General features: G+C 70.3%; 18 protein-coding genes. 11 read left to right on the top strand and 7 right to left on the bottom strand.

Going from position 1 to position 19,970, the window contains the following annotated elements:
- Positions 1–128: 128 nt before the first annotated feature.
- Genes dprA through QSK32_RS25785 form a run of 3 tightly spaced genes read right to left on the bottom strand, consistent with a single transcriptional unit; the run spans position 129 to position 3,210 of the window.
- Complete coding sequence (dprA, locus tag QSK32_RS25795; RefSeq protein ID WP_285473386.1) at positions 129–1,313, bottom strand: DNA-processing protein DprA; 1,185 nt, start codon at positions 1,311–1,313, stop codon at positions 129–131.
- Positions 1,310–2,851 (bottom strand): YifB family Mg chelatase-like AAA ATPase, encoded by a 1,542-nt coding sequence (locus QSK32_RS25790; protein ID WP_285473385.1) that lies wholly within the window; start codon positions 2,849–2,851, stop codon positions 1,310–1,312. The genes dprA and QSK32_RS25790 overlap by 4 nt, the downstream gene beginning before the upstream one ends.
- A complete protein-coding gene (locus tag QSK32_RS25785) occupies positions 2,851–3,210 on the bottom strand; it encodes a YraN family protein (RefSeq protein WP_045741545.1) in 360 nt (119 codons plus the stop codon). Before QSK32_RS25785 ends, QSK32_RS25790 begins: the two co-directional genes overlap by 1 nt.
- 390 nt (positions 3,211–3,600) lie before the next feature.
- Here QSK32_RS25785 and rpsB point away from each other — a divergent pair, with 390 nt between their 5' ends.
- From rpsB to QSK32_RS25750, 7 genes are all read left to right on the top strand, one after another.
- Complete coding sequence (gene rpsB / locus QSK32_RS25780) at positions 3,601–4,509, top strand: 30S ribosomal protein S2 (protein ID WP_045741439.1); 909 nt, start codon at positions 3,601–3,603, stop codon at positions 4,507–4,509.
- Between the two features lie 72 nt (positions 4,510–4,581).
- Entirely contained in the window at positions 4,582–5,412 is an 831-nt protein-coding gene (gene tsf, locus QSK32_RS25775) for a translation elongation factor Ts (protein WP_045741440.1), read from the top strand.
- Positions 5,413–5,564: 152 nt separating this feature from the next.
- Positions 5,565–6,272: a UMP kinase gene (pyrH, locus tag QSK32_RS25770; protein WP_245673880.1), complete on the top strand. Its 708-nt coding sequence runs from the start codon at positions 5,565–5,567 to the stop codon at positions 6,270–6,272.
- Between the two features lie 59 nt (positions 6,273–6,331).
- Complete coding sequence (gene frr, locus QSK32_RS25765) at positions 6,332–6,889, top strand: ribosome recycling factor (protein WP_045741442.1); 558 nt, start codon at positions 6,332–6,334, stop codon at positions 6,887–6,889.
- Positions 6,889–7,980 carry a phosphatidate cytidylyltransferase gene (locus tag QSK32_RS25760; RefSeq protein ID WP_045741443.1) on the top strand — a complete coding sequence of 364 codons (1,092 nt, stop codon included), beginning with the start codon at positions 6,889–6,891 and terminating at the stop codon, positions 7,978–7,980. The genes frr and QSK32_RS25760 overlap by 1 nt, the downstream gene beginning before the upstream one ends.
- Positions 7,981–8,023: 43 nt before the next feature.
- Complete coding sequence (gene rlmN, locus QSK32_RS25755) at positions 8,024–9,202, top strand: dual-specificity RNA methyltransferase RlmN (protein ID WP_045741444.1); 1,179 nt, start codon at positions 8,024–8,026, stop codon at positions 9,200–9,202.
- Between the two features lie 37 nt (positions 9,203–9,239).
- On the top strand, positions 9,240–10,601 hold the full coding sequence (locus QSK32_RS25750) for a DivIVA domain-containing protein (protein ID WP_285473384.1): 1,362 nt from the start codon (positions 9,240–9,242) through the stop codon (positions 10,599–10,601).
- 57 nt (positions 10,602–10,658) lie between these two features.
- Here QSK32_RS25750 and QSK32_RS25745 read toward each other — a convergent pair whose 3' ends face one another.
- Positions 10,659–10,895 (bottom strand): DUF2631 domain-containing protein, encoded by a 237-nt coding sequence (locus tag QSK32_RS25745; RefSeq protein ID WP_045741546.1) that lies wholly within the window; start codon positions 10,893–10,895, stop codon positions 10,659–10,661.
- Between the two features lie 166 nt (positions 10,896–11,061).
- Here QSK32_RS25745 and QSK32_RS25740 point away from each other — a divergent pair, with 166 nt between their 5' ends.
- Entirely contained in the window at positions 11,062–12,612 is a 1,551-nt protein-coding gene (locus tag QSK32_RS25740; RefSeq protein WP_045741446.1) for a Rieske 2Fe-2S domain-containing protein, read from the top strand.
- A 395-nt stretch (positions 12,613–13,007) separates the two neighbouring features.
- Here QSK32_RS25740 and QSK32_RS25735 read toward each other — a convergent pair whose 3' ends face one another.
- Entirely contained in the window at positions 13,008–14,567 is a 1,560-nt protein-coding gene (locus QSK32_RS25735) for a phytoene desaturase family protein (protein ID WP_285473383.1), read from the bottom strand.
- Between the two features lie 11 nt (positions 14,568–14,578).
- Entirely contained in the window at positions 14,579–15,394 is an 816-nt protein-coding gene (locus QSK32_RS25730) for a YhjD/YihY/BrkB family envelope integrity protein (RefSeq protein ID WP_045741448.1), read from the bottom strand.
- Positions 15,395–15,420: 26 nt separating this feature from the next.
- Between QSK32_RS25730 and dxr the strand changes: the two genes are divergently transcribed.
- The 3 genes from dxr to ispG are packed head-to-tail and all read left to right on the top strand — an operon-like array spanning position 15,421 to position 19,066.
- Positions 15,421–16,629, top strand: a complete 1,209-nt coding sequence (gene dxr, locus QSK32_RS25725) for a 1-deoxy-D-xylulose-5-phosphate reductoisomerase (RefSeq protein WP_045741449.1) — start codon at positions 15,421–15,423, stop codon at positions 16,627–16,629.
- Positions 16,629–17,888 (top strand): M50 family metallopeptidase, encoded by a 1,260-nt coding sequence (locus tag QSK32_RS25720; RefSeq protein ID WP_045741450.1) that lies wholly within the window; start codon positions 16,629–16,631, stop codon positions 17,886–17,888. The genes dxr and QSK32_RS25720 overlap by 1 nt, the downstream gene beginning before the upstream one ends.
- Positions 17,889–17,893: 5 nt before the next feature.
- The gene (gene ispG / locus QSK32_RS25715) at positions 17,894–19,066 is read left to right on the top strand and encodes a flavodoxin-dependent (E)-4-hydroxy-3-methylbut-2-enyl-diphosphate synthase (protein ID WP_045741547.1); all 1,173 of its coding nucleotides are present in this window, start codon (positions 17,894–17,896) and stop codon (positions 19,064–19,066) included.
- A gap of 207 nt (positions 19,067–19,273) precedes the next feature.
- Here the strand turns inward: ispG and QSK32_RS25710 are convergent, their stop codons facing one another.
- Positions 19,274–19,861 (bottom strand): PadR family transcriptional regulator, encoded by a 588-nt coding sequence (locus QSK32_RS25710; RefSeq protein WP_285473412.1) that lies wholly within the window; start codon positions 19,859–19,861, stop codon positions 19,274–19,276.
- Positions 19,862–19,970: the final 109 nt, after the last annotated feature.

Below are 19,970 nucleotides of genomic sequence, written 5' to 3'. Positions count from 1 at the left end.
AGGCGCGGCGGGAATCGACCGGCTTGTCGGCCCCGGAGTCGCCACCTCGAGTGGTGAGGCCGGAATTCGGCGAGCCGGTCCCAACCATGTCGAATTTTCGGGCCGGAAGACCACTCGAAGGGGACCGGTCATGTCGTTCGATCGGGCGCGAGGCCTATCCCCTCATCCGTTCGTGTGACTAGGCCCGCCCCTTCCAACAGTGGAAGGCGCCGCAGGACGGTCCGGACACTGACCCTGGCCTGCGCGGCGAGTTCGTCCGGAGTGGACCAGCCGCGGGCCGGCACCGCCTCGAGGATCAGCGCGGACTCCTCGTCCAGCGCGTCCCGCGGATGTTCCCGGCCGCGCGCCGGGGCGCTCAGGTGCTCGCCGATCCGGCCGACCTCCTCCAGCACGTCGGCCGCCGAGGTGACCAGCCGGGCGCTCGGTTGCGTCCGCAGCAGTTCGTGGCAGCCGACCGACATGGCCGATGTGACCGGGCCGGGCACCACCAGGGCCGGACGGTTCAGGGAGATCACCCGGCCCATCGTCTGGACGGCGCCGCTGCGGGCCGCGGCCTCGACGACGACCGTGCCGGCGGTGGCCGCGGCGATCACCCGGTTCCGGATCAGGAAACGGTGCCGGAGGGGTTCGGCGCCCAGCGGCCATTCGCTGATCAGCAGTCCGTTCTGGGCGATCTCCTCGAACATCGCGGTGTTGCCGACCGGGTAGGGGCGGTCCACCCCGCAGGCCAGGACCGAGACCGTGCGCCCGCCGGCGGCCAGAGCACCCCGGTGGGCGGTGGCGTCGATACCGAACGCGCCGCCCGAGACGATCGTCCACTCACAGCCGGCCAGGGCGAACGCCATCTCGGTCGTGACGTGGGTGCCGTACTCGGTGGCGGCCCGGGCGCCGACGACCGCCACCGACCGGTGCAGGGTCTCGGCCAGGGGCGGGCTGCCGCGTACCCAGAAGCAGAGCGGCGGCCGGGTGTCCTGCCCGACCCGGCCGGGGACGCCGAGTTCCAGGGTGGCGAGGTCGTCCACCCGGGACGGCCACTCCTCGTCCGCCGGGACGACCAGGCGTACGCCGAGCCGGTCGGCGTGCCGGAGCTGGGTCTCCGCGGCCCGGCGGGGGTCGGTGGCGGCCGTGCGGGCGGCCACCGCGGCCCGGAGCCGGGCGTCCGGGGCGTCGCCGTCGAGCAGGGCGTCCAGGGTGTCGGGCGCGCCGTGGTCGCGGACCAGCGCCCAGACGGTGCGGTCGCCGGGTTCGGTGAGCCAGGTCAGGGCGGCGCGGGCGGCGCGGTCCTGGTGACTGCCGGGTCCTCTGTCGATCATGTCGTTCCTCTCCTCGGGGTACGGGTTTCGCCCTGCCGCAGTTCGTAGGCCTCGTTCACCTCGCCGGCCGCCGGGCGGTCCCGTCCGTCCAGGTCGGCGACGGTCCAGGCCAGGCGCAGGACGCGGTCGAAGCCGCGGCCGGACAGGGTGCCGCGGTCGACGGCCCGGTGCAGCACGGTGGTGTCGCCGGCGGGCAGGCGCCACGGCGGCCGGCGCAGCACCGGTCCGGGCACCTCGGAGTTGGTCCGCCAGCCTTCGGCGGACCAGCGGGCGGCCGCGGCGGTCCGGGCCCGGTCCACCCGGGCGGCGACGCCGGCCGAGGACTCGGCGGGTTCGACCTCGACCATCAGCTGTGCCGCGCTCAGCGGCAGCACCGTGATCCGGATGTCGATGCGGTCCAGGAACGGTCCGGAGAGCCGCGCGAGGTAGCGCCGCCGCACGGTGGGCCCGCAGGTGCAGTGCCGGTCACCGGCGGACGAGGCGCACGGGCAGGGGTTGGCCGCGACGACCAGTTGCACGCGGGCGGGGTACTCGACGGTGCCCCGGGCACGGGACAGCACCACCCGGCCGCTCTCCAGCGGCTGGCGCAGCGCCTGCAGCGTGGCCCGGCTCATCTCCGGGACCTCGTCGAGGAAGAGGACCCCGCGGTGGGCGAGGGACAACAGCCCCGGCCGGGCGAGGCCCGCTCCGCCGCCGAGCAGCGACACCGTGCTCGAGGTGTGGTGCGGGGCCTGGAAGGGCGGCCGGCGGATCAGGCGGCCGTCGGGTGGCAGCACCCCGGCGATCGACTGCACGGCGGTGACCTCGAGCGCCGCGTCGTCGTCCAGCCGGGGCAGGATCGACGGGAGGCGTTCGGCGAGCATCGTCTTGCCCGCTCCGGGTGGGCCGAGGAGTGCCAGGTGGTGGCCGCCGGCCGCGGCCACCTCCAGGGCGTAGCGGGCCGTGTGCTGGCCGGCGATCTCGGCCAGGTCCGGTCCGGGGACCGTCGGGGCGGCCGGTACGGGCGGGATCTCCGGCAGGGGTGTGCCGTCGCGGAGGAAGGCGAGGAGGCCGCGGAGCGAGTCGACCGCCCGGACGGTGACCCCGGGGATCACCATGGCCTCGCGGGCGTTGGCGACCGGCACGATGACCCGGGTCATCCCGGCCCGGACGGCGGCGGCGACCATCGGCAGGACGCCCCGCACCGGCCGGACGGTGCCGTCGAGCCCGAGTTCGCCCAGGAGCACGACGCCGTCCAGCGCGGCCGGCGGCAGTTCGCCGGCGCTCGCCAGCATCGCCGTCGCCATCCCGAGGTCGAACCCGCTGCCGTGCTTCGGCAACGCGGCCGGCAGCAGGTTCACCGTTATCCGCCGATTCGGCCATTCCTCCCCGGAGTTGACCAGTGCGGCCCGGACCCGGTCCCGGGCCTCGTGCAGGACGGTGTCCGGCAGGCCGGTCAGGACGACCGCGGGCAGGCCGACGGAGAGGTCGGCCTCCACCTCGACGAGATGACCGGTGACGCCGACCAGGCCGACGCAGAGGACGCGGGCGTAGCTCATCAGAACGCCCCGCGGATGTGGACGACCCGGGCCGCGCCGCGCGGTTGCGGAAGCACCTCGACGACGTCGAACCGGATCTGGCGGGCATGCCGGCCGGACTCGGCCAGCCACTGTCCGGCCAGTCGCCGCAGCTTGCGGACCTTCTTCGGGTTGACCGCGGCGGCCGGTGGCCCGAACGTCCCCGACCGCCTCGTCTTGACCTCGCAGAACACGAGGTCGTCGCCGTCGATCAGGATCAGGTCGACCTCGCCGTCCGGGCACCGCCAGTTGCGGTGCAGCAGGACGAGGCCGTGTTCCTCCAGGTGCCGGGCGGCGAGGCGTTCGCCGTACGCCCCGACGGCCCTTCGCTCAGTCGTCATGCCGGGGGACGGTGGCACTGTCGCGGGCGCCGTGCGCCCCGGCCTGTGAGATCACCGGTGATGTGGATTGCCGGTCCGTGCCCGCGCGATGTGATACCGGCGGACACCAGGGCGGAAAGCGGACAGAGCGTCCGCAGGTCGCCGGGGTGGGACCGAGGGCGGCCCGGGTGGGCGCACCGGTTGGCGTATGCTTGTCGACGGCGACCGCCCAGGCGGTCGACCTCGCGCGCCCTCCGACCGTTGCCTGTCGCAGCTTCGTCTGTGGCGGGGCCGGCGGCGACGGCCCTCCCTGGTCCCGATCTTCTCGGGTCCGACTGTGGCTGCCGACCGGGCGCCAGGACGCTCACCGCCGGTGGGCGTGACAACCAGGGAAGACCAGGGAGTTACACCATGGCCGTAGTGACCATGCGTCAGCTGCTCGAGAGCGGTGTCCACTTCGGGCACCAGACCCGGCGCTGGAACCCGAAGATGAAGCGCTTCATCTTCACCGAGCGCAACGGTATCTACATCATCGACCTGCGCCAGACGCTCGACTACATCGAGAAGGCGTACGCGTACGTGCGGGACACCGTCGCCGAGGGTGGCCACATCCTCTTCGTCGGCACCAAGAAGCAGGCGCAGGAGGCCATCGCCGAGCAGGCGACCCGGGTCGGCCAGCCGTACGTGAACCACCGTTGGCTCGGCGGCATGCTGACCAACTTCCAGACGGTGTACAAGCGTCTGCAGCGCATGAAGGAGCTCGAGGCTCTGGGTGACCTGACCGGCACCGCCGCGGGTTACACCAAGAAGGAGACCCTGCAGCTCTTCCGCGAGAAGACCAAGCTGACCAAGACTCTCGGTGGTCTGCGTGACATGACCAAGACGCCGTCGGCGATCTGGGTCGTGGACACCAAGAAGGAGCACATCGCCGTCGACGAGGCCCGCAAGCTGGGCATCCCGGTCATCGCGGTGCTGGACACCAACTGTGACCCGGACGAGGTCGACTTCCCGATCCCGGGCAACGACGACGCGATCCGTTCGGCCGAGCTGCTGACCCGGGTCATCGCCACCGCGGTGGCCGACGGCCTGATCGCCCGCTCCGGCCGTGGCCGTGGTGGCAACGCCGAGGAGAAGCCCGAGGCTGCCGCTGTCGCCGCCGGCGAGCCGCTGCCCGAGTGGGAGCGCGACCTCTACGAGGGTGCCGAGAAGAAGGCCGAGGAGCCCGCCGCTGCCGCTGAGGCGCCGGCCGAGGTTCCCGCCGAGGCTCCGGCTGAGGCCGAGGCCGTTCCGGCTGCCGCCGCGCCGGCCGCCGCGGAGTAAGACCAGCTTCCGGTCGCCGCCGCTGGGGCGGCGGCGACCGCACACCTCCCGTCTGACATCGAGAGAAGAGTCATGGCCAACTTCACCGCCGCGGACGTCAAGAAGCTCCGCGACCTCACCGCCGCCGGCATGATGGACTGCAAGAAGGCGCTCGACGAGGCGGATGGCGACTTCGACAAGGCTGTCGAGTTCCTCCGCATCAAGGGTGCGAAGGACGTCGGCAAGCGCGCCGGCCGGACCGCGGCCAACGGCATCGTCGCCCACTCGGGCAAGGCGCTGCTCGAGCTCAACTGCGAGACCGACTTCGTCGCGAAGACCCCCGACTTCGTCGAGCTGGGTCAGCGTCTGGTCGAGTTCGGCGAGAAGAACGCCGTCGCGGACGCCGCGGCGCTGCTCGCCGCCACGCTGGAGGACGGCAAGACCGTCGCCGACACCCTCCAGGACTACGCCGCCAAGATCGGCGAGAAGATCGTCCTGAACCGCTTCACGGTTGTCGAGGGCACCGTCGCCGTCTACCTGCACCGCAAGGCGCAGGACCTGCCGCCGCAGGTCGGCGTCCTGGTGGAGTACGCGGGCAAGACCGACGAGGCCGGTGACGCGGACGCCCGCGCGGTCGGCATGCAGATCGCCGCGATGCGCCCGAAGTACCTCACCCGTGAGGAGGTCCCGGCCGAGGTCGTCGAGACCGAGCGCCGGGTCGCCGAGCAGACCGCTCGTGAGGAGGGCAAGCCGGAGCAGGCGCTGCCCAAGATCATCGAGGGCCGGGTGAACTCCTTCTTCAAGGACTTCGTCCTGTTCGAGCAGGCGTCGGTCACCGACAACAAGAAGACCGTCAAGCAGGTCGCTACCGAGGCCGGCATCGAGATCACCCGCTTCGTCCGGTACGAGGTCGGTCAGGAGTAAGGCTCCGCAATCATTGGCACGGGAGGTCGGTCACGCGGTTCTGCGTCCGGCCTCCCGGTCGCATAAGGTCTCCTGCAGAAACGAAGGGAAGGCGGGTCATGACTATGGTGACCGAGCAGTCCGCCACGGTTGACGATCAGAACCCGCCGACCATGCGGCCACGGCGGGTCGTTCTCAAACTCTCCGGCGAGGTTTTCGGCGGTGGCGCGGTCGGGGTCGACCCCGACGTCGTCCAGGCGCTGGCACGACAGATCGCGACGGTCAACCGCCGCGGCATCCAGGTGGCCGTGGTGGTCGGCGGCGGCAACTTCTTCCGCGGCGCCGAGCTGCAGAAGCGGGGCATGGACCGCAACCGGGCCGACTACATGGGCATGCTGGGCACGGTGATGAACTGCCTGGCGCTTCAGGACTTCCTCGAGAAGGAGGGCATCGAGACGCGGGTGCAGACCGCGATCACGATGGCCCAGGTCGCCGAGCCCTACATTCCGCTGCGGGCGATCCGTCACCTCGAGAAGGGCCGGGTCGTCATCTTCGGTGCCGGCGCGGGCATGCCGTATTTCTCCACCGACACGGTGACCGCCCAGCGCGCGCTGGAGATCCACGCGGACATGGTCCTGATGAGCAAGAACGGCGTCGACGGCGTCTACACCGCCGACCCGCGGGTCGACCCCGACGCCCGCAAGCTGGAGAACATCACCTTCCAGGAGCTTCTGCAGCGTGGACTGCGGGTGGCCGACCAGGCCGCGTTCAGCCTCTGCGAGGAGAACAAGCTCCCGATGCTGGTCTTCGGTGCGGAGGGCGACGACACCATCGTGCGTGCGTGTGCCGGCGAGCGGATCGGGACCCTGATCACCGCCTGAGCGCGTCCACGTCCCCACATCCCGCACCACCGAAGACAGCAAGGAGGCGAGAAGAGCCGGTGATCGAGGAAACCCTCTTCGAGGCCGAGGAGAAGATGGAGAGCGCGGTCGAGCACGCCAAGGAGGAGTTCGCCGCGATTCGCACCGGCCGGGCGACCCCGGCGATGTTCTCCAAGATCGTGGTCGACTACTACGGCGCTCCCACTCCCGTGACGCAGATGGCCTCCGTCGGTGTTCCGGAGCCGCGCATGGTCATCGTCAAGCCCTACGATGCGTCCCAGTTGGGCCCGATCGAGCGCGCCATCCGTGACTCGGACCTCGGGGTCAACCCGAACAACGAGGGCAACCAGCTGCGCATCCACCTGCCGCAGATGACCGAGGAACGCCGCCGCGAGATGATCAAGGTGGCGCGGGGCAAGGCGGAAGAGGGCAAGGTCGCGATCCGCAACGTGCGCCGCAAGGCCAAGGAGCAGATCGACAAGCTGGTCAAGGACGGCGAGACCGGCGAAGACGACGGCCGCCGCGGCGAGAAGGAGCTCGACGACGTGACGCACCGCTACGTCGCCGTCATCGACGAGCTCCTCAAACACAAGGAAGCCGAGCTGCTCGAAGTCTGATGTCCTACGTCGATCCGCGTGCCGGGCAGGCCTCCGGCGACGACACCAACGTGCCGGCGCCGTATGCCTACGGCCCTCCCGGCCTTCCGGAGGACCCGTATGCCGATCCCCGGCGCAGTCCGGCGGCCCCGGCATACCCGAATCCAGCTTGGCACGCGGATCAACAGGCCGTCACGAAAGAACCGCCGGTGACCCCCGAGCCGCAGGACGGGACCGACGAGTCCCGCCCGAAGGGCAAGGTCCGGGGCCGGCGGCGAGCCAAGCGCGGCCAGAAGCCCGGTGGCAGCCGCGCCGGCCGCAACCTCCCGGCCGCCATCGGGGTCGGTCTCGGCCTGGGCGGGATGGTCCTGGTCTCCCTGTTGATCTGGCGTCAGGCGCTGCTCGGCGTGGTGGCCGTGGCCGCCGCCGTCGGTGTCTGGGAGATGGCGCGCGCCCTGTCCCGATCGGGCGCCAACCCGCCGCTGATCCCGCTGATCGGCGGCGGCGTCCTGATGACCGGCCTCGCCTGGTACGCCGGCCCGGACGCGCTCACCCTCGGCCTGGTCGTGACTATCGGCGCCGCTGTGCTGTGGCGGCTGGCCGACGGGCTCGCCGCGGTCCGGCGTGATTTCACTCCCACCGTGCTGACCGCGGTGTACGTGCCGTTCCTGCTGAGCTTCGCGGCACTGCTGGTCCAGCCGGAGGACGGTGCCCTCCGGGTGATCTGCACCCTGGTCGCCGTGGTGCTCTCCGACACCGGCGGGTATGCCGCCGGCGTCTTCCTCGGCGCACACCCGATGGCCCCGAAGATCAGTCCGAAGAAGTCCTGGGAGGGCTTCGCCGGATCGGTGACCGCAGCCGCGATCGGCAGCGCCGCCCTGCTCTTCTTCCTGCTCGACATCCCGGTCTGGTTCGGCCTGATCTTCGGTGCCGTGATGTCGGTCGTGGCGGTTCTCGGCGACCTCGCCGAGTCCATGCTCAAGCGCGACCTCGGCGTCAAGGACATGAGCAATCTGCTACCCGGACACGGCGGCCTGATGGACCGGCTGGACTCGATCCTGTTCGCCGTTCCCACCGCCTACCTGCTGTTCTCGATCATCGCCCCTAGCTAGCTGTGGGCGACCACCTCGGCAGGCGTGAGAAGCTGGATATGCCATGACGATTCTTCCGGTCATCCCGATCAGCCCCGACCAGCCCGACGCGGTGACGACCCGCCGTCGCCCGAGCATGCCCCCGCGCCACCTCGCCGACCTGGATCTCGCCGGTCGGCGCAGCGCGGTGACCGAGCTCGGCGAGCCCGCGTTCCGGGCGAAGCAGCTCTCCACCCACTACTTCGGCCGCCTGGTGCGCGATCCCGCCGAGATGACCGACCTCCCGGCGGCGTCCCGTGACCGGATCACCGCCGACCTGCTGCCGAACCTGCTCACCGCGGTCCGTGAGCAGGAGTGCGACGACGGCGCGACCCGCAAGGCGCTCTGGCGTCTGCACGACGGGGCCCTGGTCGAGAGCGTCCTGATGGGGTACCCCGATCGGGTGACAGCGTGCGTCTCGAGTCAGGCCGGTTGCGGCATGGCCTGTCCGTTCTGCGCAACGGGTCAGCAGGGCCTGACGCGGAACCTGTCGGTGGCCGAGATCGTCGACCAGGTCGTCTATCTGGCCGGGGTGGCGGCGTCCGGTGCGGTCACCGGTTCACCCCCGCGGCTGTCCCGCGTGGTCTTCATGGGCATGGGCGAGCCGCTGGCCAACTATCCGCGGGTCATCCAGGCGGTTCGGCGGCTCACCGCGCCTGCTCCGGAGGGCCTGGGCCTCTCACAACGGCACATCACGGTGTCCACGGTGGGTTTGGTGCCCGCAATGCGCCGGTTGGTGGCCGAACAGCTCTCGGTGACTCTTGCGCTGTCCCTGCACGCCCCCGATGATGATCTGCGCGATGAGCTTGTGCCCGTCAACCAGCGTTGGAAGGTGGCCGAGGTGCTCGATGCCGCGTTTGATTACGCGGCGCAGACCGGCCGTCGGGTTTCCATCGAATACGCCCTGATCAGGGACGTAAACGATCAGCCCTGGCGTGCCGACCTGCTCGCCCGCCTTCTGAACGGCAAGCTGGCCCATGTGAATCTCATCCCGCTCAACCCGACTCCGGGCAGTAAGTGGGATGCCAGCCCGAAACCCGTCGAGCGCGAGTTCGTCCGCCGTCTACGAGAGGCCGGCGTGTCGACCACGGTGCGCGACACTCGGGGACGGGAGATCGACGGCGCATGCGGCCAGCTGGCCGCCGGCGAGCTGACGCAAGCGAGCGCAGGGGGCGCCGCAGCCGACGCGGAGGTGGCACAGTGACTGGGCTCAGGTCCCAGCAAGCGGAGTGGGAGACGTTGTGACGAGTCAGGGGCAGCGTTTCCGAAGGCGTGCACTACGACGGGGATACAAGGTCGACGAGGTCGACGGTTTCCTGGACCGCGTCGAGGCGACCCTGGCCGGCGAGCAGGTGGGCCCGCCGGTCGGTGCGCAGGAAGTGCATGACGTCGTCTTCCGCGTGCGTTTCGGTGGCTATGACGAGTGGCAGGTCGACCTTCACCTGGACCGGGTCGAGCGTCAGCTCGCCGAGTTCGAGGAGCGCGGCGGCCGCCCGGCTGATCCGATGCGTGACTCCATGCGCAGTGGCCTCACCGCGGTGCCGCAGAGCCCGCCCGGACCGCCGCCCGGGATGATGGGGCAGGGCGGTCCCGGCCCCGGCGGTCCCGGCCCCGGCATGGGCGGCCCCGGTCCGGACCGGATGGGCCCCCCGGATCGCATGGGCCCGCCCGACCGGATGGGTCCGCCTGATCGCATGGGCCCCCCGGACCGGATGGGCCCGCCCGACCGGATGGGCCAGCCGGTCGGCATGGGCATGGGTCCCGGCCCCGGCGGACCCGGTGGTCCCGGCGGCCCCGGTCCCGGCCCGGGGCAGGGTCAGGGGCAGGGCCAGCCGATGAACCGGGCGGCGCCGCCGACCGAGCGCATCCAGATGCCGTCGCGCGACGACCGGATGATGCCGCCGCAGATGCCGCAGCGTCAGCAGCAGATGCCGCCGCCGGACCCGTACGGCGGTCGCTACGACGAGCCGCCCTACGGCCAGCAGCAACCGCCGCAGCAGCCCCCGCAGCGTCCGGGTCCCCCGCCGGGTTACGACCCGGGCGGCTACGACCAGCAGCCCGGTTACGACCAGGGCGGCTACGACCCGGGTTACGACCAGGGCGGTTACGAGCCCGGCCGGCACGGCAAGGCCGACATGACGGCCGAGATCCGGATGCCCGAGCGTGAGCGTGACCCCCGTGGTTACGGCGGCCCGCCGATGCCGCAGGGCCCGATGCCGGGTCAGCAGGGCCCCGGCCCGATGGCGAACGCACCGATGAGCGGTCCGCCGATGGGTGGGGGCTACGGCGGCCCGCCTCCTCCGCAGCAGCCTCAGCAGCAGCAGTTCGGCCCGCCGCTGGGCGAGCCGGGAGGCGAGTTGTACCGCGTCGACCAGCTGCGCCGCACGTTCCAGCCGCGGCGCTTCGGCAGTGGGTACGACCCGTCGCAGGTGGACCGGCTGTTCGAGGGCATCCTGCAGGCGATGACCGGCCGCGGCCCGATGCCGGTGAACGAGAACGACCTCGACATGCTGCAGTTCGGTCTGGTGCCGAACGGCTACTTCGAGGCCGAGGTCGACGCCGCACTGCGCGAGGTCAAGGACATCCTGCTGCGCCACCGGTGACGGCCGGACAGACAGTGAAGAGGGGGCCGACGGCCCCCTCTTTGTCATCCGGCAGAGCTACTGGTCGTTCGGGCGCAGACCGGCCTTGCGCAGGATCACATCGCCGACGATGGCGGCGACGAGCAGCACCGCGGCCACCACGAGCCACACCTTCTCGGTGTTGCCCTGCTGGTTGCCCCAGAAGAACATCAGCATGATCACCGCGGAGATGAGTGCCCCGCGCTGGGCCCGCTTCCGGTTGCCCGGCTTCAGCTGGTCGGGCGCGTAAACCTCGTGGTGTTCATCCGCAGCCACGGTGGCATCCTCCTCGTCGATGGTGTAACGCGGAAACCAGTGTGTCACGGGGTCGGCGGGCGGCACCCGGCAACCCGGTTGTACTTTCAAGGCGTGCCAGCGCGGCGTCGCGCTCCGCGCGGCCCGGCGCAGGCACGGTCAGAAGCCGAGATTGAGGAGCGATCTAGTGCGGATCACGGGCACCGGCCATGCGAGCATGCGCATCGACACCGCCGCCGGCAGCATTCTGTGCGACCCGTGGGTGAATCCGGCGTACTTCGCCTCGTGGTTCCCGTTCCCCGACAACTCCCAGCTGGACTGGGAGACGCTGGGGGACTGCGACTACCTGTACGTCTCGCACCTGCACCGGGACCACTTCGACGCGGAGCACCTGAAGAGGTTCATCAGTAAGAAGGCGACCGTCCTGCTGCCGGAGTACCCGACGAGCGAGCTCGAGGACGAGCTGCGGGAGCTGGGCTTCAAGAGTTTCCTGCGGACCAGGTCGGACGAGGTGCACGAGCTCGACGGCGGCCTGAAGGTGATGATCCAGGCGCTGATCAGCCCGACCGACGGTCCGATCGGTGACTCGTCGCTCTGGGTCGAGCACGACGGCATCCGGGTGCTGAACCAGAACGACGCCCGCCCCACCGACCTGCAGCGTTTCGCCGAGCTGGGCCACGTGCACGCGCACCTGCTGCAGTTCTCCGGCGCGATCTGGTACCCGATGGTCTACGAGCTGCCGGAGAACGCGAAACGGGCGTTCGGCAAGCAGAAGCGGGAGCGGCAGTTCGACCGCACCTGGCGGTACATCGACGACCTGAAGGCGGACCACGTCTTCCCGATCGCCGGCCCGCCGTGCTTCCTCGACGACGAGTTGTGGCAGTTCAACGACATCTTCGGCGACGAGGGCAACATCTTCCCCGACCAGTCGGTCTTCCTCTCGGAGTACGCGAAGGTCGGTGGCACCAACGCCGTCGTGCAGCTTCCGGGCAGTGTGACGGTGCTGACCGACGGCGGCGCCACGCAGACCACCGAGCACCCGACGCCGGTCGACGAGTTCTTCGCCAACAAGAAGCAGCACCTCGAGGAGATGCGGGTCCGCAAGGCCCCGATCATCGCCGCCGAGAAGGCGTCCTGGCGGCACCCGGAGATCGACGTGCTGGGCGAGCTGAAGAAGCGGATCGAGCCTCTGCTCGAGGAGTCGATCTACCTGGCGAAGGGCGTCGGCGGCCCGGTCCGCTTCGACCTGGTCTCCTACGACGGCGACGAGGTCGAGTCGATCGTGGTCGACTTCCCCGGCAAGCAGGTGCGGCCCTACGCCGACGAGAAGGTGCGCTACCGCTTCCGCACGCAGCGGGAGCTGATCGAGCACCTGATCTTCATCGACGAGGGCGACTGGGTGAACTCGCTCTTCCTGTCCTGCCGCTTCTCCGCGGCCCGGATCGGGCAGTACAACGAGTTCGTCTACGCGTTCTTCAAGTGCCTCTCCGAGGAGCGCCTGCAGTACGCCGAGGGTTGGTACGACGAGCACGAGAAGGCCGTCGACGCCGAGGACATCCAGTTCGACGACTGGACCGTGCAGCGCCGCTGCCCGCACCTCAAGGCGGACCTGTCCCGGTTCGGGATCGTGGAGGGCAACGTGCTGACCTGCCAGCTGCACGGCTGGAAGTTCGATCTGCCCAGCGGCCGCTGCCTCACCAGCGTCGGCCACAAGATCCGTGCCGAGAAGAACAGCTAGGTCAAAACCTTCTTCATGTACGGGCGGGGCCGTCCACAGCACAGTCGTGCGGCGCTGGACGCCCCGTCCCTAAGCCTCCACCGGCAGCACCGCCCGCAGCAGCCCCCGCCAAACCCGTGTGTTGATTTGCGGCGTCCACAGCGCCCGAATTCACCACACCGCTTGGGGTGTGGTGATTTGCGGCGCCCACAGCGCCCGAATTCACCACACCGCTTGGGGTGTGTTGATTTGCGGCGTTCACAGCGCCCGAAATCAACACGCTGCTTGGGGTGTGGTGAATTCGGGCGTCCAGGGCGCCCGAAATCAACACACGGATGGGTTGAGGGGGAGTGGGCGGTTGGTGTGCGGCCCCGGATCGCCTCTTTCGCGAGGACGGGGCGGGTAGCGCGTACCCCTTAAAGGTCTTGAAGGATCTTGATCGCCGCGTTGTGGCCGGCTGCACCGATGACGCTGCCGGCCGGATGCGCCCCGGCTGACCCGGCGTAGAGGCCGTCGAGTCCGGTCGCGTAGGGCATCCGCTGGTCGAAGGCGACCGTGTTGTCGACGTGGTGGATGTGCCCGCCGGTGATGCCGAAGTGCTTCTCGATGCCCGGCGGGGTCAGCGGCATCACGTCGACGACCAGGTCGGACGTGCCCGGCGCGTAGCGGTCGCAGAGCGCCAGCAGCTGATCCACGTAGCCGGGCAGGAGATCGTCCCAGGACCCGTCGGCCGGCTGGTAGGGCACCGACTGCACGAACAGCGCCGACGAGTGGTTCCCGTCCGCGTCGCGCAGGGACTCGTCGACGGTGGTGTGCAGGTACCACTCGACGGTCGGCTCCGCGGGGAGGCGGCCGGCCTGCACCTCGGACCACATCCGGCGCACCGACTCCATCGGGGCCTCGCCGGGCAGCAGGTGGATGGTGGAGCCGAACGGCGACGGCGCGTCCGCCGGCAGGCACGAGAACCGCGGCAGGTCGCGCAGCGCCAGGTTGAGTTTGAGGGTGGTCCCTGTCCGGCGGGCCGCCGCCATCCGGTCGGTGAGCGCGGTGGGCAGCGCGCCGTCCGGCACGAGGCTCATCAGCCGGTACGGGTCGCAGCCGCCCAGAACCACGCGTGCGGTGATCGAACGGCCGTCCGCGAGCACCACGCCACCGACCGCGCGGTTGTCGACGGTGACCGCGGTGACCTCGGCGTCCGTGAAGATCCGGGCGCCCGCGGCGCGGGCCGTCTCCGCGAAGATCCGCGACACGGTGCCCATCCCGCCCTCGGCGATCATCCAGGTGCCGTCCGCGCCGGGCAGCCGGCACATGTTGTGCACCAGGAAGTTGTGGCCGGTGCCGGGGTCGTCGGGGCCGGCGTTGAGGCCGGAGAGGCCGTCGGTCACCACGTACATCGCGGTGAGAAGGTCGCTCTTGAAGCCGAACCGGGCCAGGTAGTCGACGACCGAGCCGCGCACCAGGTCGAGGAAGGTGCTCTGCAGCTGGGGACGGATGTGCCGGTCGGCGATCTCCTCCACCGAGCCGGGTTCCTCCAGCCAGGAGGGGGCCAGGTCGGCCCGCAGCGCGGCGATCTCCACGGCGAGCGCCTCGTCGGCGGCCACGTCCCGTGGCGAGAAGAACTCCGCCATCTGCCGGCGGGTGTCCTCGCGGTCCCGGCCGAACAGCAGGTACGGCGAGCCGGCCGGTCCCGGTGTCGGCAGGAAGTAGTGCGGGTCACGCCGCAGGGTGGGGATCGTCACGTCCAGGGTTTTCAGCAGCTCCGGCGGCATCAGGCCGAGGAGGTAGGACCCGGTGGACTGGCCGAGTCCCGGTGCCTTGGCGAACGGCCGTTCGGTGCGGGTCGCCCCGCCGATCCGGCCGGCCGCCTCGAGGACGACGACGTCGAGGCCGGCACGGGCCAGCAGGATCGCCGAGACCAGGGAGTTGTGACCGGCTCCGATGATCACGACGTCGGCGCGGCCGGGAATGGGCGTCATGGCGACGGAGATTACCCGGCGGGGCTGTCCGGCTCAGTCGGCGAATCGTCCGATAAATACGTCTTGACGGTGTGGGTGACCGCGAACCCGGCCAGAAGTACCAGGTGGAAGAGGTACAGCCAGAGGCCGACCGCCACCATCGCGCCGATCTCGGTGAATCCACCGAACGGGACACCCAGGTCCAGCGGCAGCGCGCAGAACAGCACGGAACCGTGCAGGAAGCCGGAGAGGTTGGCCGCGGTGAACGAGCCGATCAGGATCGTCGGGCGCCAGGGTGGGCGGCCGGGGGCGATGTAGCGGTACACCCAGATCACCACCGGTGTCAGCACCAGCCAGGTGGACAGGAAGGACAGGACCACACCGAGGACCGACCACCAGCCGCCCCGGACCCAGAAGCCGCTCGTGGTGGGCAGGGCGAGGAACGAGGCCAGCAGCAGCGCGGGCGCGGCGGCCAGGACCGGGAGCCAGAGGATCCGGCCGCGCCAGCCGACCAGGGATTCGCCGGGTTTCCGCAGCGAGACGAAGGCGCGGCGCAGCCCCTCGCCGTAGAGGGTGGCCGGGAGCAGGCTGGCGAGGGCCTGCAGCGGCGTCAGGCCGAGTCCGGCGGTGATCAGCTTCGTGAGGGCCTCGGGCGCGCCGATCGCATCCGGCAGGGCGGAAAGTGTCCTGTTTGTCAATTCAAGAACTATTTTTTCGGATATTGCCAGCCCGGTCAGCCAGATCGCCAGCAACGCGACCGGCACCACCGCGATACCGGCGTAGAAAGTGACGGCCGCGGCGTGAAGAGAGACGTCACGCCCCTTCAACGGCCGGAAGAGGTCCCGCATGGGGTGCCTTTACCCACTACGGAAAGATGGTCCACATGCGTGACCTCGTTCTGCTGGGCTCGACCGGATCCATCGGCACTCAGGCCATCGACATCGTCCGCCGCAACCCCGACCGGTTCCGGGTGGTCGCGCTCGGCGCCGGCGGCGGCAACGTCCCCCTGCTCGCCGAGCAGGCCCTCGAGCTGGGCGTCGAGGTGGTCGGCGTGGCCCGGTCGTCGGTCGTCCAGGACCTGCAGCTCGCGTTCTACGCCGAGGCGCAGAAACGCGGCTGGGCCACCGGTGACTTCAAGCTTCCCAAGATCGTTGCCGGCCCGGACGCGATGACCGAGCTGGCCCGGCACCCGGCCGACGTGGTGCTCAACGGCGTGGTCGGCAGCCTCGGGCTCGCGCCCACCCTGGCGGCGCTGGAGGAGGGCCGGATCCTCGCCCTCGCCAACAAGGAGTCGCTGGTCGCCGGCGGCCCGCTGGTGCGCCGGATCGCGAAGCCGGGACAGATCGTCCCGGTCGACTCCGAGCACTCGGCGCTCGCCCAGTGCCTGCGCGGCGGCACCGACCGTGAGGTGCGCCGGCTGATCCTGACCGCCAGCGGGGGAGCGTTCCGCGGGCGCCGCCGCGAGGAGCTGGCGAACGTCACGGTCGACGAGGCGCTCAAGCACCCGACCTGGGACATGGGGCCGGTGGTCACCATCAACACGGCGAACCTGGTGAACAAGGCCCTCGAGGTGATCGAGGCGCATGAGCTGTTCGGCATCTCGTACGACGACATCGAGGTGACGGTCCACCCGCAATCGGTGATCCACTCGATGGTCGAGTTCACCGACGGTTCCACCCTCGCGCAGGCCAGCCCACCGGACATGCGGCTGCCGATCGCGCTCGGCCTGGCCTGGCCGGACCGGGTGCCGGAGGCGGCGACCCCGGTCGACTGGACGCTCGCGCACAACTGGGAGTTCCGGCCGCTCGACACCGAGGCCTTCCCGGCGGTCGAGCTGGCCAAGGAGGCGGGCCGGATCGGTCATTGCCGGCCGGCCGTCTTCAACGCGGCCAACGAAGAGTGTGTGGCCGCGTTCGTCTCCGGTCGGCTACCTTTCTTGGGCATCGTCGACACCCTGGAACGGGTGCTGGCGGCGGCCCCCGATTTCGCGGAGCCGGGTACCGTCGAAGACGTGCTTGCCGCCGAGTCGTGGGCCCGTGCCCAGGCGCAGCGGACGATCGCGACTGTGGCTGAAGGAGCCTGATGCTGTTCTGGCTTGGTGCGGCGGCGTTCGCGCTGACCATCCTGATCTCGGTGAGCCTGCACGAACTCGGCCACATGATCACCGGCAAGCGTTTCGGGATGAAGGTGACGCAGTACTTCGTCGGCTTCGGCCCGACGATCTTCTCGTTCAAGCGCGGTGAGACCGAATACGGTCTCAAGCTCATCCCGCTCGGCGGCTTCTGCAAGATCGTCGGCATGACGCCGCAGGACGACGACGTCGCCCCCGAGGACCAGCACCGCGCGATGTGGCGCTTCCCGGTCTGGAAGCGGACGATCGTGATGGGCGCCGGCTCCGTCACCCATTTCCTGCTCGCGCTGGTCGGCGCGTGGGGCATGGCCGCCACCGTCGGCCTGCCCAACACCGACATCCCGCAGACCGCCGACGCGCAGCGGGCCGCCCCCGCGATGATCTACGTCGGCGACTGCATCCGGACCAAGCTCGACGACACCGCCGCCGACTGCGTGCCCGGCACCGGCAGCGCGCTCGCCGCCCCCGCCAAGGCGGCCGGCCTGCAGACCGGCGACCTGATCACCAAGGTCGGCAGCACCGCGGTGGCCAACTACGGCGAGCTGACCGACGCGATCCGCGCCTCGGCCGCCGGCGCCACCCCGTTCGAGTACGTGCGGGCCGGCCAGACCGCCACCGCCACGGTCGACCTGGTCACCGCCGAGCGCACGCCGGTCGAGGACGCCGACGGCCCGGTCTCGCAGGTCTCGGTCGCCGGCATCAGCTGGACCACCGACGCGCCCTCGGTCCTGCACTACAACCCGCTCACCGCGGTCCCCGCCGCCGGCGACTTCAGCTGGTACATCGTGAAGGGCTCGTTCAAGGCGATGGCCCGGATCCCGGAGAAGGTGCCCGCCCTGTGGCACTCGATCACCGGTGACGAGCGCGACCCGGACACCCCGATCAGCGTCGTCGGCGCCAGCCGGATCGGTGGCGAGGCCATCGAGAAGGGCGTACCCGAGGTCTTCTGGCAGGTCTTCATCTCGCTGAACATCTTCATCGGCATCTTCAACCTGCTGCCGCTGCTGCCCCTCGACGGCGGTCACATCGCGATCGCCTGGTTCGAGCGAGTCCGCTCCTGGCTCTACGTGCGCTTCCGTCGCCCCGACCCGGGACGCGTCGACTACTACAAGCTGATGCCCGTCACATATGCGGTCATCCTCATCGGTGGCGCGTTTACCCTGTTGACAGTCACCGCGGACATCATCAACCCCATTACGATCTTCAAGTGAGTGAGATGACTGCTGTCAGTCTGGGAATGCCCGCCCTCCCCCCGCCGCCGCTGGCCCCGCGCCGCAAGAGCCGGCAGATCAACGTCGGTGGGGTCCTGGTCGGTGGCGGCGCCCCCGTCAGCGTCCAGTCCATGACCACGACGCTGACCTCCGACATCAACGCCACGCTGCAGCAGATCGCCGAGCTCACGGCGTCCGGCTGCCAGATCGTCCGGGTCGCCGTCCCGTCGCAGGACGACGTCCTGGCGCTGCCCGCGATCGCCAAGAAGTCGCAGATCCCGGTGATCGCCGACATCCACTTCCAGCCGAAGTACGTCTTCGCCGCGATCGACGCGGGCTGTGCGGCGGTCCGGGTCAACCCGGGCAACATCCGCCAGTTCGACGACAAGGTGAAGGAGATCGCCAAGGCGGCCTCCGAGACCGGCACCCCGATCCGGATCGGCGTCAACGCCGGTTCGCTCGACAAGCGTCTGCTGGAGAAGTACGGCAAGGCCACCGCCGAGGCGCTGGTCGAGTCGGCTCTCTGGGAGTGCTCCCTGTTCGAGGAGCACGGGTTCCGCGACATCAAGATCTCGGTCAAGCACAACGACCCGGTCGTGATGATCCGCGCCTACCGGCAGCTCGCCGAGCAGTGCGACTACCCGCTGCACCTGGGCGTGACCGAGGCCGGCCCGGCCTTCCAGGGCACGATCAAGTCGGCGGTGGCGTTCGGCGCCCTGCTCGCCGAGGGCATCGGCGACACCATCCGGGTGTCGCTCTCCGCCCCGCCGGTCGAGGAGATCAAGGTCGGTCAGCAGATCCTCGAGTCCCTCGGTCTGCGTGAGCGCGGGCTGGAGATCGTGTCCTGCCCGTCCTGCGGTCGCGCGCAGGTCGACGTCTACACCCTGGCCGAGCAGGTCACCGCGGCTCTCGAGGGCTTCCCGGTGCCGCTGCGCGTCGCCGTGATGGGTTGCGTCGTCAACGGTCCCGGTGAGGCCCGCGAGGCCGACCTGGGCGTGGCGTCCGGCAACGGCAAGGGCCAGATCTTCGTCAAGGGCAAGGTCATCAAGACCGTCCCCGAGTCGATCATCGTGGAGACCCTCGTCGAGGAGGCTCTGCGCCTCGCCGACGAGATGGGCGCCGAGCTGCCCGACGAGCTCCGCGAGCTGCTTCCCGGCCCGACGGTCACCGTGCACTGACCGGTTCCTGAGGAAAGGCCCCGCGCTGCACCGGCGTGGGGCCTTTCTCTTGCGCTTTCTTCTCCTGTACGCCGGAAGCACTCTCGCTGCCGGAGCGCCTCCGAGCGGTCGGCCACCACCATGCCGGGCTCGCCACGATCACGGTCGTCTCCGTCATCCGCCGGTCCCGGCGCGCCCGTGGGGAGACGGGCGCGCGGGACGTGACCGTCACTCGCTGTCGGCGAGGATGGCGTACAGCTTGCGCTTGGTGTCGTTGAGCACCTCGAGCGCCTTCTGCCGCTGCTCCGGCGTGCCGCTGAAGCCGACCTGCTTGAGCGCGCTCATGATGCCGACTGCCGCGTCGCGGAAGTCCTGCACCTGATTCATCGTCTCGTCGCCGATCTGGGCCCACGGCGGGTTCTGCGCCGCGGCCTCGGCCTCGGCCCGGCCCTCGTCGGTGAGCTGGAAGCTCTTGCGGCTGCCGTCGGCGGTGGCCTCGATCTTGCCCTCGTCCTCCAGGAGCTGCAGGGTCGGGTAGACCGAGCCGGGGCTGGGGCGCCAGATGCCGTTGGTGCGGGCGTCCAGCTCCTGGATCATCTCGTAGCCGTGCATCGGCCGCTCGAGAAGGAGTGCCAGGATCGCCGGCCGCACGCTCTGCCGGCCGCCGCGTCCGCCCCGCCGGGGGCCGTGCCGGCCGAAGTCGGGCGGGAATCCGCCCGGCCCGCCGGGGCCGCCGAAGGGGAATCCCGGGCCGAACCCGAAGCCGCGCCGGCGGCCCTCGCCGCTCCAGCCGAACCCGCCGTGTCCCTCGTGCATGTTCCTCACTGCCTTCTCCGTTCGTTCGTCGATAGTTAGACGATATATCGGCAACGTGTCGGCGGCAAGGGTTTCTGGGATCGTGGGCTCGCGGCACGTGTCACGACGC

Source organism: Actinoplanes sp. NBRC 101535 (assembly GCF_030269225.1).
GTDB lineage: Bacteria > Actinomycetota > Actinomycetes > Mycobacteriales > Micromonosporaceae > Actinoplanes > Actinoplanes rectilineatus.
The sequence above is the reverse complement of the archived record's forward strand: the minus strand, read 5'-3'. Positions and strand labels throughout refer to the sequence as shown.